13 protein-coding genes and 1 pseudogene are annotated in these 18,037 nt (G+C 51.5%); 1 reads left to right on the top strand and 13 read right to left on the bottom strand.

The genetic code is table 11. The features are described from left to right. Positions 1–20: 20 nt before the first annotated feature. The 10 genes and pseudogenes from M0R70_00625 to M0R70_00580 all read right to left on the bottom strand — a co-directional run bounded on the left by M0R70_00625 (position 21) and on the right by M0R70_00580 (position 12,144). The gene (locus M0R70_00625; protein ID MCK9417864.1) at positions 21–1,424 is read right to left on the bottom strand and encodes a nucleotidyl transferase AbiEii/AbiGii toxin family protein; all 1,404 of its coding nucleotides are present in this window, start codon (positions 1,422–1,424) and stop codon (positions 21–23) included. Next, a complete protein-coding gene (locus M0R70_00620; protein ID MCK9417863.1) occupies positions 1,425–2,225 on the bottom strand; it encodes a hypothetical protein in 801 nt (266 codons plus the stop codon). A gap of 149 nt (positions 2,226–2,374) precedes the next feature. After that, positions 2,375–2,860 carry a hypothetical protein gene (locus tag M0R70_00615; GenBank protein ID MCK9417862.1) on the bottom strand — a complete coding sequence of 162 codons (486 nt, stop codon included), beginning with the start codon at positions 2,858–2,860 and terminating at the stop codon, positions 2,375–2,377. Positions 2,861–2,868: 8 nt separating this feature from the next. Beyond that, positions 2,869–3,138: pseudogene (locus M0R70_00610) on the bottom strand (type I restriction-modification system subunit M N-terminal domain-containing protein). Next, entirely contained in the window at positions 3,138–4,787 is a 1,650-nt protein-coding gene (locus M0R70_00605) for a hypothetical protein (GenBank protein MCK9417861.1), read from the bottom strand. The pseudogene M0R70_00610 and the gene M0R70_00605 overlap by 1 nt, the downstream one beginning before the upstream one ends. Before the next feature lie 44 nt (positions 4,788–4,831). Continuing rightward, positions 4,832–6,190, bottom strand: coding sequence for a restriction endonuclease subunit S (locus tag M0R70_00600; protein MCK9417860.1), 1,359 nt, complete (start codon positions 6,188–6,190; stop codon positions 4,832–4,834). Between the two features lie 13 nt (positions 6,191–6,203). Continuing rightward, positions 6,204–9,032: a DEAD/DEAH box helicase family protein gene (locus M0R70_00595; protein MCK9417859.1), complete on the bottom strand. Its 2,829-nt coding sequence runs from the start codon at positions 9,030–9,032 to the stop codon at positions 6,204–6,206. Between the two features lie 249 nt (positions 9,033–9,281). Beyond that, a complete protein-coding gene (locus M0R70_00590; GenBank protein MCK9417858.1) occupies positions 9,282–9,680 on the bottom strand; it encodes a secondary thiamine-phosphate synthase enzyme YjbQ in 399 nt (132 codons plus the stop codon). A gap of 326 nt (positions 9,681–10,006) precedes the next feature. Continuing rightward, on the bottom strand, positions 10,007–10,399 hold the full coding sequence (locus M0R70_00585) for a four helix bundle protein (GenBank protein MCK9417857.1): 393 nt from the start codon (positions 10,397–10,399) through the stop codon (positions 10,007–10,009). 107 nt (positions 10,400–10,506) lie between these two features. Continuing rightward, the gene (locus tag M0R70_00580; GenBank protein ID MCK9417856.1) at positions 10,507–12,144 is read right to left on the bottom strand and encodes a Na/Pi cotransporter family protein; all 1,638 of its coding nucleotides are present in this window, start codon (positions 12,142–12,144) and stop codon (positions 10,507–10,509) included. A gap of 431 nt (positions 12,145–12,575) precedes the next feature. Here M0R70_00580 and M0R70_00575 point away from each other — a divergent pair, with 431 nt between their 5' ends. Continuing rightward, positions 12,576–12,983 carry a bacteriohemerythrin gene (locus M0R70_00575; GenBank protein ID MCK9417855.1) on the top strand — a complete coding sequence of 136 codons (408 nt, stop codon included), beginning with the start codon at positions 12,576–12,578 and terminating at the stop codon, positions 12,981–12,983. Between the two features lie 93 nt (positions 12,984–13,076). Here the strand turns inward: M0R70_00575 and M0R70_00570 are convergent, their stop codons facing one another. From M0R70_00570 to M0R70_00560, 3 genes are all read right to left on the bottom strand, one after another. After that, positions 13,077–15,698: a CBS domain-containing protein gene (locus M0R70_00570; protein MCK9417854.1), complete on the bottom strand. Its 2,622-nt coding sequence runs from the start codon at positions 15,696–15,698 to the stop codon at positions 13,077–13,079. Between the two features lie 234 nt (positions 15,699–15,932). Then, a complete protein-coding gene (gene xerD, locus M0R70_00565; GenBank protein ID MCK9417853.1) occupies positions 15,933–16,814 on the bottom strand; it encodes a site-specific tyrosine recombinase XerD in 882 nt (293 codons plus the stop codon). A gap of 209 nt (positions 16,815–17,023) precedes the next feature. Beyond that, positions 17,024–17,989 carry a dihydroorotate dehydrogenase gene (locus M0R70_00560; protein MCK9417852.1) on the bottom strand — a complete coding sequence of 322 codons (966 nt, stop codon included), beginning with the start codon at positions 17,987–17,989 and terminating at the stop codon, positions 17,024–17,026. Between the last annotated feature and the right edge of the window lie 48 nt (positions 17,990–18,037).

Here is an 18,037-nt window from a genome sequence, read left to right as displayed (position 1 = left end):
TTCCCCGTATTACAAGAACCTCAATATTTGGTATCTACATACATGCCCACTCGTCCATAACAAGGGTACCCATTCTTGTCCTTATGTGGATTGAGCGCTGCGGTGTAAGTTTTGCGCGTAAATTTCTTCCCACACACTGTGCATTCAAAAATATATTGTGGCCCAATATTCGATGACATTCCCCATGAGCTGTTTCGTGATCGGCTTGGACGTGCTGGCCTCACGGTTTGCGGCGCATGAATCGGTCCTGTCTCACTCAATTCAATTACATACCTTGGCACAAATGCTAGCTGAGTGACGGTTGCACCCTGAATCCGGTCAACACGATAAGATCTCGGTTCTCCAGTGGCATGTTTAACTGCGTGCAATAGTAAATTTCCGTCTTGCGTTCTGCGCAGGGAATAAGGCTCAATAATTCGGCTGCTTCCATCGTAGCGGAGATCAACACAAAGCCTGTTCGCCGCCGCAAAACGAATGACTTCGAAAGGAACCGCTGCGTGCCATGCATGAGCCATAACAGGCGGGCGCCATGCGATATCTTCTCCAGCCGCAAGTGGCATCGAAGGCTGAGCAACTTTTTCCGCTGCGCCATGCAGCCACTCGAATACCATAGGCAATTCCTCCCAGAACTGATTAAAAGGAGGCAGTGCCGGTAATTGATGGGCAAGCATGTTTGCCCATTCGGCTTCAAGCTCGGCCCGCGCAGGTTCATGTTCGAGAGATACCATGGTCGGGACTGCGATGCCCTTAAATGCGCATTTCTTTTCAAGAGTGCTCAACACAACTTCTCTATCCGGCCGCATGTCCTTATGTCGATAGAGGTGGACGACATCATAAAGGTCTCTTGGACGTTCGCGCTCAGCCAGAGCTCTTACCTTTTCCGCAAACACTTCCTCAAAAGCATAAGTTTGGACGTGAATTCCGTCTTCCGGCCCGTCTGAATAGGGATGATGTACCTCCCTGCTCACTGGATCAAGAACAAGCACCTCATCGTTTGTAAGATCGAGCTTTATACGGGAGAGATCGCCATCCCTCATCATCGGGCCGCGATAACCGATCCTGCCTTGTACAGATATTTTCCCGCGCGGATTGGTGTACACTTGGAAACGAAGCGTTTCAGCAGGAATTTGAATGCCGGTTGTATCGTAGACCCAGCTTGCAATATCTTGAAATGCTGTTTTTAAATAAACCTCATCAAGATGATCCAGGCTCTTGATCGTGAAATCCAGGTCCTCGGAAAACCTGTACGTTTCGAAGTAACATTTTTTGAGGCAAGTCCCGCCTTTAAACACCCACTCTGGGCCGAGCACTGCATGCTGAGAAATACCCGCAAGGAGCCATCCCAGGACATAGTCTTTCTCAATGACCTGCGAAGCAAGCCCGAACTCTCTTGAAAAGTCCATCACTTCCTGGCGGTCGATCACTCAGCTCTCCTTGACCCAGCTCTGCGGAAGCCAGAGCCGCCACCGTGTGACCAGTTTATCAGCCGGCAGTTTCGGATCGAGTTTGGCATTCCCCGTTGTCAGCCCAGCCTTGCACGCATCCAGGGCGCTCTGCTCTTCCGGAGCATACCGTTCCAGGAGAAAACCGAGACGCTTGAACACAGCACCGTTTTCAAATTTCTTCGCGTACTCGATCAAGACGTCCATATTCTTGTTTTCCGATTTCAGGTAGGCATTGAACATGTCCACAGTTGAACGGATGCCGCCGCCAAGCTGCGGATCGCTCAACATATCGAGGATGGTGCGGGTCGGGTCGGAAACCGATACTTTGACCTGTCCTCGCCACACAGGCTTAAGGCCGAATAGATCCTTTTCCGACATATTACGCAGCAGGAAGTTCGTCCCTTTGATGACAGGCTTGCGGTCCCTTGGCTTTTGCGTTGTGAGCACCAGAACGGTTTTAAATATCTGTTCCGTCAAGTCCCAGTATTCCGCAGCGCTCCACCCGCCGATATAGCAGGGAGCAAACAAACGTTCAGCAATCGGCCACGCATCTTCCAAGGAGATATCGGCATTGCGTGATTCGATCGGAACGGGAATGTAGAATCCTCGCTTTATGCGTGTTACCCATCCCTTCTTTGCCCAAAGGGAAAGCATCTTCGCTGCGTCTGAGGAGGAGACCCCCAAAATACCGGAGGTCTGGGGAACCGAAATCGATCCTTTTGTTCCCCTCAGCACATCAGACAGTCTTTTTCTCTCAATTTTTCCTATGCCGTATTCCATAGTATATTATAGATGCAACAATTCATTCACAGCATGATCTACTACACATATAATATACCATAACCCTACCATTAAGTATACTATAAAGTTAGTAATTCATCATAATGGTGAATTTAGACGACAATACTATACTCAGTAAAAATGATTTTTTACGACCAATCCTCGTGCTTGTATTCTTTTTCAAAATGAATCGCTCTCAAATCCGCAGTACCTCGATAAAGCGGCTGGCCAGTGAGAATAAGGAATTTGATCTTCTCAGCATGTAGCAATAAGCACAATGTGTGCACGGCATAAAAAGGCACAAAACATATTGCTTCTGATCTTTTTCCCCGTATGGTTAATGAACCAATACTCTTCGGATTCTCCAAGCACTTTTCCGGATGTTCCATAACATCCGCAATGTTTCGATCTCCAACGATTCTGATCTCTATCAACCTGCCCTCAAGTTTCTTCGGTGCGAGTAATCGTCCGGTTATATTGATGTCCCTATCCTCTAGAAAAGGACCAAGCCTCGGTAGATCAGGCCGCGGTTTCAAGTCAGGACACGTTGAAAAATAGTAGGGCCAGTTCCATTCGGTTATTTCGAGTGGATAGTAAGTCGATTCATATTGTTCCGGTCGGTCCTTTTTCTTCATAGCGCGCTTTCGAGCATGTGGCGGTAGTGATCAAACAGATCGTCGCCGTCCTTCTTGAGCAGCGTGGGCCAGTTGTACTTCGCGGGCACGGCACTCGGCTGATTGTACGGCGGCTTCGTGCGCTCGTCGGCCATCTTGAGGAACAGCAGGTACGTAAGCTGCTCAGAGCCTGCCCTGAGCGATGTCGAAGGGTAATCGCCGTAGCTCATCCCATCGTCCTGGAGGACGTTACAGTAGTGCCGGATTTTTTGAACAATTGCGGAAGAGGTTATATCCACTATGAGTGGTTACCTTGAGCAGCTAATCGTTCAGCAATTTTTTTTAAATTTTCATAATTACCAGGTGCAAAGACATTATCATATTCTTCAATCTTATATATACTTTGGGGATCTTTAAATACGTCGTCAATGACTCGTAATTGCCGCACTACTTTTTCCTTCAGTGCTACTGTCTCAGCTTTTTCTTTGGCAATTTCCTTTTCTTTATCACTATTCTCAACGCTACGAATTCTTACGTCTTTATCAATTTGCTCAATTGCACCCCACTCCTCATCAGTCAGCTCATCTGGCTTTTTAGTTAATAGGGGATGTTTGTACAATATCGACTGTAATAATTGCCTTAATATGATATTTTTTTTCTGATTAACTTTGAGCTCAACGGTATCTCTTGCTTGTGATAAAAGCAACTCATAATCCTTTTCAGTCATCCACGCAGGCTTTTGTGATTTTAATATCGCTTCTGCATCTGATAAGTTTTTAAATTTAAAATATTCTTTGATTTCTGCGGCGTATGCAAATTTTTTTAGTTCATTTCTTTCCTTATCGTTTAATACATCCAAATCACATTTTTCAATAAACCTCATCGGTTCCCATTCATTCCCTAACTCCTGAAACAACATTGAATTATATTCTCTCCTTAAATACTTTAAATAATCAGCCCAACAATCATCTAATATGCCATCTGGCTTATTTTGTTTTAAATTACTCAATGTAATTTCAATTGATTGAAATAATTTATCTCCCTTTACCATAACGATATATTTTTGATTTAGATCTCTTGCAATTTCTGTCCACTCTTTTTCGGGAAAATGGAGTGGCTTAGGAATATTCAAAAGTTCTACTATACGACTTGGCTTCCAAGCCGTATAACTTTCGAAAGACAGCATCTTCGACAGCTGATTAATTGCTTTTCCCTTTATCGAAAGCCATTCTTCATCGTTTAAATAGTCTGGTTTATCAATCGACAAGATTTGATAGCTCGTACTTTTATCAGATCTTCTTTCCGAGTCGCGCTCAATCTTACTTTCCAGTGCTGTCTTGCGTATAGAATACCATTTGTCGCTATTTATATAAAAAGGCTTCTTTTTTCTTAATATCTTATCTGCATTATATTTGGCTGATGACTCTAAACTGTCTATTGCATTAACACGCATACTAAATAGTAATGATCCCCAAATAATTATTACCCATGCAATAGTGACAAATGAAATGATAGAAGCTATGCCGGTCTTAGCAAATGCTTCCTCCGCTTTCCCTTTACTGTGTGAAATGTCGAGATTTCCTTTATTAACACCGCTACCCACTGACTTAATCAATAATTTCAAATTGCCGCCAGGTGGCAAATTAGGGTAAACAATTTCTAGTGCATCCTTTGTTTTATATTCTTTGGGAGTATCGGCGTTTGAATATTTACGCAATTCATAAGATGAAATGCGAGCAGCAATGACTACTCTGATTTGTTTTGCTTCCGCATTGCCTATATTAAACACTTCTAATTGCTGTATGCTCTCGGTCGTTTTCTCTTCAAGCAGCTTTGTCGGTATTCGTTCAGACAATGCATATCTTATGTCAACTTTTTCAGCATTAAGATTATATGTAAATATAGCTATAATCAGACCAACAATAAGCGTACCTATAATTGTTTTCATATGTTACCCCCAGGCGTTACTGAGATATCTTGTTCTGTTCGCGCTTAGATTTGTCCGGTAAACGCCTTTTTCAATATAGACTGCCGCAGACGTTCACCTCGTCTTAAATTCGCATCAATATCCTTTTCGATATCCGTAATGATTGACATTCTTTCTTCAATTTTCTTAATGATCTCTTTCTGCTCTAGGAGGGGTGGCAACGGCATTGTAATCCATATCATCCGAGTCAATCCAAGATCTTGGTTGCCGACGCCATGGGTATACCGCTGCGATTGCCTATAACAATGCAGCGAATTTAGCGAATGCTGTAAGTAAAACCGCTCTATTGGAGCTACTATCTTTAATACAGCAACATGAACCCAGACGCTGAATTCCCGTTTTACTGTATTTATCCTTGCAATGCCAGTAGTGCCACCCTTTGTATATAAGAGATCACCGAATTCAGGCTTACATCTTTCAGTCAATTCAGCATGTAATGCAGGTGTAATGTATTTCGCCGTCGCAAAGTCTATCCCGTCGGGCCTAATATTTCCACCAGATATAAAAGGAATGCCAGACTGAGAATATTTCGGACTGAAGTGTGGCCCGTCTTTCACTGACCATGATAGTTGCCCCAGGTTAGTCCATACCCATGATTTCGGTATCTTGAAAGTATCCTCAGGCTTGGGTGGGTGTGCTTCGATATATTTTGTTTTCCACTTATCGTCCTTTGGTTTTTTCCCTTTCGCCTTCATCTTCGTCAGTACAGCCTCTTCCCACTTTTCCCTCCGCTCAGCCAGAATGCGCTTTAGAAGTTCACTCGCAGGCTCAACATAAGGATGAACCTTACGCCATTCTTCGGTAAGCTTACCCTCGACAGCAGCTTTGAGGACAGCGGCTTTGTATCGTTTAAGATTGGCCTTAACCCGTTTGAGATTGGCGACGGCTTCGTCCAGGCGGGAGAATTGCTTTTCGATCTCCGCGACGATGAGTTTCTGCTCCAGGATGGGGGCGACAGCTACCTGTACCGCATTGTAGTCATCTCTACTGAGGCCCGGGACAGCAGTGGACTTGTCTAACGTTTTTAAATTCAATCCTTTCAATAGATATTCAAAATAACGGAGATCAATATCTTCTCTTTTTTCGGCAAAATACGTTGTGTCTATTGGCCAGCATGGCTCAGGTGAATAATACACCGCCCCAACAGAACCCTTCCTTCCAATCAGTAACGCGGCTCTACTTGTAAGAGCCTGGGAATGCTGTCCAACTTTTCCACTTGATCCATAAACTGGATGTTTCCCTTTTGCATCGCGCTTCGATTCGGTTAAACTTTTACCATAGGAAATAGGCAAGGCTTCGCCGAGCGTGGTTATGGTCCAATCTTTTGGCAATTCATCAGAAACTTGTAAAGTATTTTTATTCATTGTTTAACATAAACTAAGCTGCTAATACTCCATTTAATTCGTCAAGAATCTTATTCAAGTCATTCCCGAATATCTGATGCACCCTGCCAATTCCACCTTCTTGTGCGAATGGTGCAAAATCAAAATCGTCTGCTTCAATACTCAGATTGGCGGCGATATGATCGCGAATCATTTCGAGCCAGCGAATTTGTTCTTTCGTAAACTCTGGATTCCCGCTTTCGCGGGAATGACGGATTGTTTGTGCCATCCACTTCTCGAAATTCGCATTCACCCGCTCAGGAAACGGGACAAGCTCATCGTCCCGGTGCATGGCAAAGCGCACGAGCGATACGAGATCCGTAAGAATATGCGGGGCGCTTGCGCCTTTGACCTTTGACTTCTCCAATGCTGCATAAGCATTCCAGAGATTATCCACTCTCCACTGATGCGGCGGCTTTTCAATGCGGCTTGCAAGGTCTTTGATATCTTCGTACCGCAGCCGCTGCTTATAAGGCATGCTGTAAAGAACCTGGAGCGCGGTGATCTCGTCCTTATGGTCTTTGATGAACTGCTCGAAGGACTGCACCAGGCCTTTCGCCTTTTCCAATGCCTGCGCGCTGAAACCTGCCTCTATGACCCGGTCCTGACTCACAACATCAATCGTTTGCTCGCTCTTCTTTTTGAGTTCCACGAGAAGCTTCCGAAGCTCCGGATTATGTAAAGGCTTTACTGCTTCCTGAATCAGCACGGCAGCAGCCTTTTGTATCTGTGCCTCGCTCGGTTCTGCCGCACCGGGGTTATCCAGCTTCGCCTGTTCAACCTGTCGGTCAGGATCAATGGCAGTGATGAGTCCTGCGCACAGGATCTTAAGGCTCTTATCCGCAAGCTTCCTGATCTCTGTATGGTCTTCGGCGCTGATGGCGTGCTCCATGCGCGCCATGCGCACGGCTATGGAGGAGATCACCTCGGGTTCGATATTCCCGAGAGACACGAACTGGAGCAGCTTTTCGAAGGACACGTTGCGCTTCTTTTCCATGGGCCGGGAATCGGTCTTATCCTGCTCGCACACGCCCACGGCATCGACGATGATGAAATGGTCCTTGGTCCGGGCATCGGGAGTGACTGCCTTCAGGTCGTCGTCATTGATTATGCGCACGCCGCGGCCTTTCATCTGCTCGAAGAAGCTCCGGGACTTGACCGAGCGCATGAAGAGCACCACTTCGAGGGGCTTGATGTCCGTGCCGGTCGCGATCATGTCAACGGTGACGGCGATGCGCGGCATGGGGCTCGTGCGGAATTCGGCGATCAGGTCCTCCGGCCTTCTGCCGGTGGTCCTGTAGGTGATCTTCTGGCAGAAGTCATTGCCTTTTGCAAACTCCTCGCGCACGATCTTGACGATGTCCTCGGCATGGGAGTCGTCCTTGGCAAAGATAAGCGTCTTGGGCACCCAGGTCCGCCCAGGGAAGATCTCGGTCAGTACTTTATCCCGGTAGGTCCGGACCACGGTGCGTATCTGGTCGGGCGTAACAACCTGCCGGTCGAGTTGGTCAGGATCGTAGGCCAGGTCCTCGTCGAGCCGCTCCCACCGCACGGCCCGGGTCTCGCGGTCGCGCTTGTCCACGTAAAAGCCGGCCTCGACCTTTCCGCCGCCCTCGGTGATCGCGGTCTTGATGCGGTAGACGTCGTAGTTCACGTTCACGCCGTCGGCAACTGCCTGCTCATGACCATATTCCATCACGAGATTTTGATTAAAGAACCCGAAGGTCTGCTTGTTCGGCGTGGCGGTCAGGCCAATGATCGAGGCGTCGAAGTATTCGAGCACCTGGCGCCAAAGGTTGTAGATGGAGCGGTGGCATTCGTCGGTCACGATAATATCGAAGGTCTCGATGGGTATGGCGGGATTGTATTCCAGGGGCGGCACTTCCTTATATACAGTATCCAGACCCTGCGCGGACACCTCGTCCCCTTCTTCGGGCAGATCCACACCTTTGAGCATGGAGTAGAGTCTCTGTATCGTGCAGATGCAGACCCGAGCAGTGGTATCGAGCGTATTTGAAGTGAGGCGCTGGGCGATGTACTCTTCCGTGAACTTGAAGTTGTTGTAGGGCGAGAGGTACTGCTGGAATTCCTTCAAGGCCTGCCTGCCGAGATTGCCCCGGTCTACGAGGAACAGGACCCGCTTGGCACCGCCGAACTTGATCAATCGGTACAGGAAGTTGATGGCAGTGAAGGTCTTGCCGCTTCCGGTCGCCATCTGAATGAGTGCCCGGGGGCGGTTCTCGGAAAGCGACTTTTCGAGGTTCTTGATCGCTACTATCTGAGCGGGCCAGAGGCCGTCTTCGATCAGGGGCGGCATTTGGCGGATGCGAGAGTTGAGGGTTGAGACGCCGCCGTAGATAGGTGACCTGAATGCAGCGTGATCGTCCGTGGCGGGAACGCCGTCTTCAAGCCATTTGGCCATCGTTTCGGGCTGATGAAAGGAAAAAACATTCCGGGACCGGGGCTCGGGATCGAATCCGTTCGTGAAGCGTGTCTCAATGCTCGTCGATTGATAACAGAAGGGCAGAGGCCGAAACCAGGCCGGTAGGCTGTCAGGAAGGCCGTTCTTGTACCTGTCCGACTGGATTTCCACACCGGTAAGGGTCGTGCCCTCTTTCTTCGCCTCGATCACCCCCGCAGCCTTGCCGCCGACATAGAGCAGATAGTCCGCAGTGCCGTAACCGGATTTCAGCTCGAACTCACGGATAGCCACGCCCTGTTTCGCGTACAGGTTAACCGCTTTAGTGTCCTGAACAACCCACCCTGCCGATACCAGCATGCGGTCGATCTGTTCTCGGGCTATGTCTTCGGGTCCTGGGGGCATGCGGCCTTTCAATAAAGCAAGTTTGCTAAAATCACGGCGCGCTGAATTGATTGTGCTGAGGATAGGTTTATGGCTGCTAATGTATTATAAAAAAAGGAATATGTCAAAGACATTCATGCTGTTCTTTATAGCGTCTTAGGGGCAACAAAAAAGAAGGGATCACAGGGCAAGACAATTACGGAAAGCGGATTCTTCACAAAATGGATGGCGAAACTCGTAAAACTAATAGGACTGGACGAATATCCCCCTCTAATCCTTCATCACCTTCACCATCACCCTGCGATCGCGCGGGCCGTCGAACTCGCAGTAAAATACCGCCTGCCACGTGCCGAGCGCGAGCCTCCCCTCCTCCACCATGATCGACTTGGACACGCCGATGATGCTCGACTTGATGTGCGCCGCGGAATTTCCTTCACTATGGCCGTACTGGTCGTCAAAGGGAATGACCTTGTTCAGTTCCTTCAGTATATCCCGCCCCACGTTCGGGTCTGAGTTCTCGTTGATCGTGATCCCGGAGGTCGTGTGGGGCACATAGACGTAACATACACCGGAGCGGATGCCGCTCTCCGCCACGAGCCGCTGCACGCCCTGCGTGATGTCCACAAGCTCTGTTCTGGAATTCGTCTTTACTCTGAGTTGTCTGATCATTGCTACCCCCTCCTTTAAAACGACGGACGATGGACGATCGTTCGCTTCGCTCTCTGGGACGACGGACGTGTATTTCACGATGGACGAGGGACGACCACTCGCTTCGCTCGTTAGGACGATGGACGATAACTTCTGAAATACATGACGGACGATGGACGATCGTTCGCTTTGCTCTCTGGGACGACGGACGCGCACTTCAGAAATACATGACGGACGTGTACCGCACGATGGACGATGGACGATCGTTCGCTTCGCTCTCTGGGACGACGGACGATAACTTCTGAAATGCATGACAGACGATGGACGCTTTTCACCTTGGATCTCAGTCATCTACAAAAGTTGTCAGCTTTTTTCTCCATCGTACTGAGCATGGCAAATATGTGTTCGTACTGTTCGTCCAGCTTATTAAACGTTGCATCATCAATGTAGCCGCACTGTAAAGCAAATTCCAGCCACGTTTGAGTTTCTGAGGCTTCCTGCCCGGAATCAGAAAGCTTATTGATGAACACTGCTTTATAATTCCTTTTTCTCCAGCCCTCGGAAAGATTAGCACACACGCTACGGGAAGACCTTCGAATCTGATCTGTTAATGAATATTTCTCTTCGGACGGGAACCCCTTAGAGATATGGTATATCTCCATGGCAGCCTCAAAAGCCATTTTATAAACATCGAGATCCCTTACGCTATTAATCCTCTTCGCAGTATTCTTTTTATCCATCGTCCCTCGTCCCTCGTCCGTCGTCTCTCGTCCCAAGCGCGTCCTCTCGTCCGTCGTCTCTCGTCCCAAGCGCGTCCCTCGTCTCACGTCCGTCGTCCATCGCCTCACTACGCCTCAATCCCCACATCCTCCCGCCCCTTCCCTCGTTTTTCATCGACGATTGGATAGATGATGTGAGTAATAAGCGAATTAATGCGCGCGAGGTTCCCGATCATGTCAAGGTGGATATGGCTCGTTTCAATGGATTCCCGGAACCCCTTGCGGAGCCGGTCGAGATGCGCCTGGACCAGTTCCCGCTCCATCATGCCGAGTTCTTCCTTGTTCCGGAGCACCTGGTCGGCAAGAACCAGGTCATTGCTCCCGAATGCCGAGATGGCGATATCAAAGTTCTCGATCACCTTTTTGTGGAAGAGGACTATCTCATCCAATCCTTCCTGGGAAAAGGTGATCCCTTTGCTGATCCGCTTCAGCGCCAGCGGCATGATGTTCCTGTCGATGATATCGCCGATATTCTCAAGGTTACGGGAGATCTCGAGCACGGCCATCGAACGCCGGGACTGGGATTCGGTAAGATTCGACGACGAAAGCCGGGTGATGTAGAGCCGGATATGCCGGTCCAGAAGGTCGATCAGGTTGTCCTTGTTCTTGATCGCGTTTATGGACGCGGGATCGTCGCTCTGGAAAACCTTCACCGCATCGATCAGCATCTCCCTCACGATATCCGAAACCCGGAGCGCCTCCCGGCTTGCCTGTCCCAGCGCCAGCGCGGGCGTGCCGAGCACATGCTCATCAAGGTATTGGGGCCCGACCTTTTTCTCTTCCTCCTGTTCAGGCACCAGTTTCATGACCAGCTTCGAGAACGGGCCAATCAAGGGAAGGAAGATGACCGCCATGATAACGTTGAACAGCGTATTGGCATTTGCAATCTGCCGGGTAAGGTCCGGGGTCGTGGTGGTGATCAGATGCGAAAACGTCGCGAGAAACGGCAGGAACAGCAGAACGCCGATTACCTTAAAGAGCAGATGCGCCCAGGCCACGCGCCTCGCCTCGGCAGGCGAGCGCAGGCTTGCCAGGAACGCCGTGGCGCAGGTGCCGATGTTTGCGCCGAGGACAATATAGATCGCGGCGGGAAGTGGTATCAGACCGCTCGCGGCAAGGACGAGCGCCATGCCCATGGTCGCCGCGCTGCTGTGAATAAGTGCCGTTACGCCCGCCGAGAGCACGATCCCGATGACCGGCGTATCAGTGAGGGCGATAAAGACCTGGCGGAACAGCTCGTCGTTCTGGAGCGGCGTCATGGCCTCGATCATGATCTTGATGGAGAGGAAAACAAAGCCGAAACCGAGCACGCCCTGGCCGAAGTTCCTGAAAAGCATTCTTTTGGCAAACAGGGTAAAGGACAAACCGATCCCGACCAGAAGCACGGCATAATCGTAGACGTGGAAGGCGATCAGTTGCACCGTAAGCGTGGCGCCGATGTCCGCGCCGAGGATAACTCCGAGGGTCTGGCGGAAGCTCATGAGCCCGGCGCTCACGAACCCGACGAGCATCACCGACGTTGCGCTGCTCGACTGGATGAGACCGGTGATGAACGCCCCGCCGCCCACGGCAGCAAAACGATTGCTCGTGAGGGACCGGAGAAGCGAGCGGATCCTGGAACCGGCGGCATTCTGGAGCCCGTCGTTCAGGATCTTGATGCCGTAGAGCAGGAGGAGCATCCCGCCGAAAAGGCTGATGAATATCATGGAGCTACTATGCCTATTTTTTTCCCGTTCGTCAACGGGAAACTGACGTATTATACAAAGTCGTCAGGGAGACGGGAACCGTAAACAACACGATGGATTTCCACGAAGCAGCCTCTACGGTTAGCAACCCTCTCCATGCAAGAGAGTGACACCATGATAAAACACCATATAGGCTCACATTGAGGTTGAAACCGCCTTCTGTTCCAAAACCGCATTAAACTGCTTCAGGGTGTCATCCGGAATAGGTTGCATCGAAATATCATTGAAAAGCTATTCCATATTTGCATATTAGTCTTTTGATCACATTCAAATAAATTCAGCTGGATACGTCATACTTTTTCTTAAATTCATTGACCACGCCAGCAATCTATGCTACTGTATTTCGTACCGATAATAACTTTTTATGTATAGTACAAAGAAGGAGAGGACCTATGGCGTTCTTTGAATGGGAAGACGATTATACTGTCAACATTGACGAGATTGATGCACAGCACAAGCGCCTTGTGGCCATGATCGAGGAGTTACACGAAGCCATAACGGCCGGGAAAGGCTCCTCCGCCCTCGACAAAATCCTGGCTGACATGGTGGACTACAGCAAGACGCACTTTGCGACCGAAGAAGACTACATGACCAAGTACGATTTCCCCGGATACGCAGCACATAAGAAAGAGCATGACGCTTTTGCAGCAAAAGCACGCGAGCTTCAGCAGCAAACCGGCAAGAGAACTATGGTGATCACCTTGGAGACTGCCAACTACCTCATGGATTGGCTGCGCGACCATGTGTTGGGTACCGATAAGCTGTATGCCCCCTTCTTGAACAGCAAAGGTGTTCATTGATTGCCTAACAAGAGCCGTCAACGTTACCGGCGCGAACCGCCAGGTTCTAAGGTTCGTAGTTCTGAGAACTCTGAATGCTTCTGAATAATATTTTTACTTCCCCCCGCTCCCCTTCCTCACGAACTCCATCTCCTCATCTCGGTTATGCACGAGACCGTCCAGCTTCGCGTCCAGCAACTCTGCAAGAAGCTTCTTGTACCGGGGTCCGGGCGGGATTCCCATTTTCTTGAGATCGTCTCCGCTCAGTTCCACCTTGATATTACGGAGGCGGGTAAGATACAGAGAAATATACTTCTTGGCCTTGTCCTGCTTTGCCTTGGCCATCATCAACAGAAGCGACTCGGTATCGAGCGTTACGAGCAGGTCATAGACGCGGCTGGGCGCTATTTTCGGTTCTTTGTAGAACGCGGCGAGAACCGCGCGGTACCGTTGACGTGAATGCCGCACCCGTTCCCTGGTCCTTACCGGGACCGACATCCGTTCGAGCGTCTCGTCCACCGCCCTGTCCTTCATCCGGTCAAGCAGCCCCAGAAAGAACACAAGCCATGTCTCTACCGTGACGTCCAGGTACAGAAGTCTGAACCAGGTGAGCGTTTCACTGATCCCGGTAAAGAGCCGGTCCGTTTCAGCCGTGGCCTTTAGATCGGGATGGAGGAACTTCAGCAGGTCGAAGTGCTTCATGCGTTTGAGGAGCTTCAGCGGTTCGGCCTCCGAGAAGAGCAGAACGAGTTCCGCATGCAGCCGCTTGCCGGTCAGCCGGTCAAAGAGCTTCATGTTCACGGCGCTCTTGATCAGGTTCTCGGTATGTTTGCTGAGGGTGAGATCGAACCGCTGTTCGAACCGGATGGCCCGGAGCACGCGCGTGGGGTCTTCCACGAACGAAAGACTGTGCAGCACGCGGAGTGTCTTCTCCTTGATATCGCGAAGTCCGCCGAAGAAATCGATGATCTCTCCCACGCGTTTCCGGTTCAGCCGTACCGCGAGCGTATTGATCGTAAAGTCACGGCGGTAGAGGTCTTTTTTGATGGAAGAAAGCTCCACGGTCGGCAGGGCCGCGGGCGATTCGTAATATTCGAGCCGGGCCGTGGCAATGTCGAGCTTCAGCCCGTTCGGCAGCACGACGACGGCGGTGCCGAACTTCAGATGGGTTTTCATGTGTCCGCCCGCGCGCTTCACGAGCATGCCCGCGAAAACGATTCCGTCGCCCTCGACCACGATATCGATATCCAGGTTCGTGACCCGCAGGAACAGATCGCGCACAATGCCGCCCACGAGGTAGACCGGGAAGCCGGCCTCGTCGGCTACTTCGCCGACCAGTCTGAGCGCTTCGCGCGCGTCCGGAGGGACACGCTCCTCGATCAATCCCTGAACATTCCTGGTGGAACGAAGCATGATCGCTTCGGTCCCGGTCACCTCGGCCAGACGCTCTTCGTGGAGGGAGCGCAGGAGGTCGGTACGGGTGATCGCGCCCACAAGTGTGCTGTTCTTGTCAAGGACCGGGAGAAAGCGCTGGTGCTCCTCGATCATGATCTTTTCCAGCAGTCCCATGGGCATGTCGGGAGACGCGATCGGACCGCCGGTGGTCATGAATTCCTTGACCTTCTTTTTTCCCAGGTTATGGAAAAGCGCCTTCTGCACGACCTCACGGGTGATGATGCCGAGGAACTTTTCATCGCCCATGATCGGCAGCACGTTCACGCTGAACCGTGTCATGGCCTCGCCCGCCTCGGCGATCGTACTGCCGGACGGGATGGTCTTGACCGGCGAGGACATGACCTCGCTCGCCACCTGTCCGGGCTTGATATGCTGTTTGAGGAGCTCGATCAGGCGCTCCGTGGTCTGCACGTGGGTCAGGTCCCTGGCCACCGCCGATGCCGCTGTGGCGTGTCCGCCGCCTCCCAGTTCCCCGGCCACCTTGCCGACATTCACCTGGGGTACCCTGCTGCGGGCGATCACGTGCGTCTTGTCGCCCATCTGCACCACGAGAAAGAGCACATCGAGGCCCTCCATGTCCCTGATCTTATGCGCAAGGATCGCGAGGTCCGGAACATAATGCGGTATCGCCAGCGTTGCGATCACCACCTGCACACCGTTAATGTCGTAGCTTTTGGCGGATTCGATCAGGTTATTCAGAATCGCGACCTGTTCAACGGTCAGCTCGCGGGATATGAAATCCGAGACAATGTTAAGCTGCGCCCCCTGGGAAAGGAGATAAGCGACAACCAGCACGTCCCGCTCCGTGGTGGACACGAACGTGAGCGAGCCGGTCTCTTCATAAATGCCAAGGGCGAAGATGGTCGCCTCGAGCGGCGTGATCGGGATCGCCTTTTGCCTCAGCAGTTCCACCATGATCGTGGTCGTTGCCCCGATCTCTTCCACGACTTCTATTGTTCCCCTGATATCTCCGGCCGTCGACGGATGGTGATCGTAAATGGTCACCGTCACACCGGGGCGCTTCAGCGCGCCCGCGAGCTTGCCGAGCCGCTCAGGGTTCCGGTTATCAACAATGATAAGCCCGGTTATGCCGTCCACATCGATGTTCTTAAGACGGTCCACCTCGAGCGCGTACAACGCCGACTGGAGAAAAAAATCCCGCATGCTCTTCTCCTGCGACCCCGGAAACACAAGCCGGGCGCCCGGATGGAGCTTCTTTGCCGCGACCATGGAGGCCAGGGCGTCGAAATCAGCGTTCGTATGACTGGTGATGATTTCCATAATTAATTATGAAACACGCACGAAATCCGAAATTCAAAATCCTAACCCGGACAATCCGGAACCAATGGCATCTCTCGCAGAGGACGCAGAGTACGCAGAGTTAAATCAAAACCTTTAAGTATTGGTTTTAAACCAGTACATTTTTTGAGCTTTTCTCTGCGAACTCTGCGCCTCTGCGAGAATATTTCTTGCCGTTCATTTGTTTACTCCGAACTCCGAACTCGGCACTCCGAACTATCCACGGGGATGATACTTTTCGTGCACCTTCCTGAGCCGCTCGCGGGAAACGTGCGTATAGATCTGTGTCGTTGAAATGTCCGAATGGCCGAGCATGGCCTGCACCGCCCGCAGATCGGCGCCGTTATCAAGCATATGCGTTGCAAAGGAGTGGCGCAGCGTATGCGGTGAGATGGCCCTGCTGATACCGGCCTTGAGTGCATAGTGTTTGATCCGCTCCCAGAACATCTGACGGGACATGCCCCGGCGCCTCGAACTGATGAACAGGTGGTCGGAATCCGCGCCTTTCAACAGGGAGGCACGCCCGCTCCCGAGATATTGGGAGATCGCGGCCATGGCGATCTCCCCCATGGGCACGGCCCGCTCCTTCGATCCCTTTCCCATCACGATCAGATAGCCCCGTTCAAGATTGATATCGCGCAGCTTGAGCCCCACCAGCTCGCTCACGCGAAGGCCGGCGGCATAGAGCAATTCGAGCATGGCCTTGTCGCGAAGCCCGAGAAGGGTGGCGGGATCCGGTTGTCCGAGAAGCGCGTCCACATCGGTTGTGGAGAGGGTCTTTGGCAGGCGTTTCCATCCCCGCGGGGTCTCGATGTTCTCGGTGGGATCGATGCGTGCGTGCTCATCGGTCATGAGATACTTGTGGAACCCTCTGACCGCGGCAAGGCACCTGGCGGCGGATGGGGTGGATAGCCCCGCTGAGGAAAGATGGGCCATGAACGAAACCACATCGGACCGGGTGATCGTGTCGGGTTCTTTTGCCTTCATGAAAAAGAGGTACTTGCGAAGGTCCCGCTCATAGGACTCCAGCGTATTCCGTGCAAGCCCCTTTTCCACGGCCAGGTAATTGAGGAAGTTCGCGAGAAGTGATTCTTGCATATTAGACGGTCACCATGCAAAGTTTGATGCAATAGGGAGTACGTAGGGATCGCCCTTCGACAGGCTCAGGGCGAACGGAGGAATCAATGCTTTTCTAGACTTTTATCCGTTCGTGGTGAGCTTGTCGAACCACTCACAACAACTTTCAACAGCCTCGCAATTTTTTAATGCATTCAGAATAAAGGTGATAGCGTACATGAATACGCTCCTCACCCGACATTCACCGCGCCGATAAGGTTTTTGATATCATCCACGCCCTGTTCGCGCATGAACGTCTCGATACCGTCGATCACGTTGAGCGTTGCCCGGGGATCAATGAAATTCGCTGTTCCCACGGCCACCGCGGAGGCGCCGGCAAGAATGAATTCGAGCGCGTCCTCTCCCGTGACGATGCCGCCCATGCCGATGATCGGGAGCGGTACCGCGTTTGCCGTTTGCCACACCATGCGCACGGCCACGGGCCGGATGGCCGGACCGGACAGGCCGCCGGTGCAGTTCGCGAGCCGCGGCTTCCGGGATCGCACATCGATGGCCATGCCGAGGAGCGTGTTGATGAGCGACAGGCCGTCGCATCCCGCGTCGCGGGCAATCCGGGCGAACTCGGTAATATCGGTCACGTTCGGCGAAAGCTTTGCGATGACCGGCAGTCTCGTGGCCTTCCGGACCGCGGAAAGGAGCTCAAAGGCCGCCTTGGCGTTCGTGCCGAACATGATCCCGCCCGCTTTCACGTTCGGGCATGAAATGTTCACTTCCAGGCCGGACACGCCGGAAACGTCGTCAAGCCGCTCCACGACGCCGACATACTCTTCAAGACTGTACCCGAAGACGTTCACGATCACCGCGGTGTCGAACTTTCTGAGGTACGGGAGCTTCTGGTTGATGAACACGTCAACACCGGGGTTCTCGAGCCCGATGGCGTTCAACATGCCCGACGGCGTTTCCCAGATCCGCGGCGGCGGGTTGCCCCGGATCGGTTTGAGCGATACGCCCTTGACGATCACGCCGCCGAGCCTGTTCAGGTCAACGAACTCCGCATACTCCTCGCCGTATCCGAAGGTGCCTGACGCGGTGAGCACCGGGTTCTTGAGCTTGATCCCGGCAAAGTCGATGGAGAGGTCGAGCCTCTTTAATTCGGATTTTGGATTTTTGATTTTGGATTTGTTTTTATTCCGCATTCCGCACTCTTAACTTTAGTTCACTTTAGGCACTTTAGCTCACTTTAG

It is taken from the genome of Nitrospirota bacterium, from assembly GCA_023229435.1.
Classification (GTDB): domain Bacteria; phylum Nitrospirota; class UBA9217; order UBA9217; family UBA9217; genus JALNZF01.
Note: the sequence above shows the minus strand (reverse complement) of the source record. Positions and strands in the feature narration are given on the sequence as shown.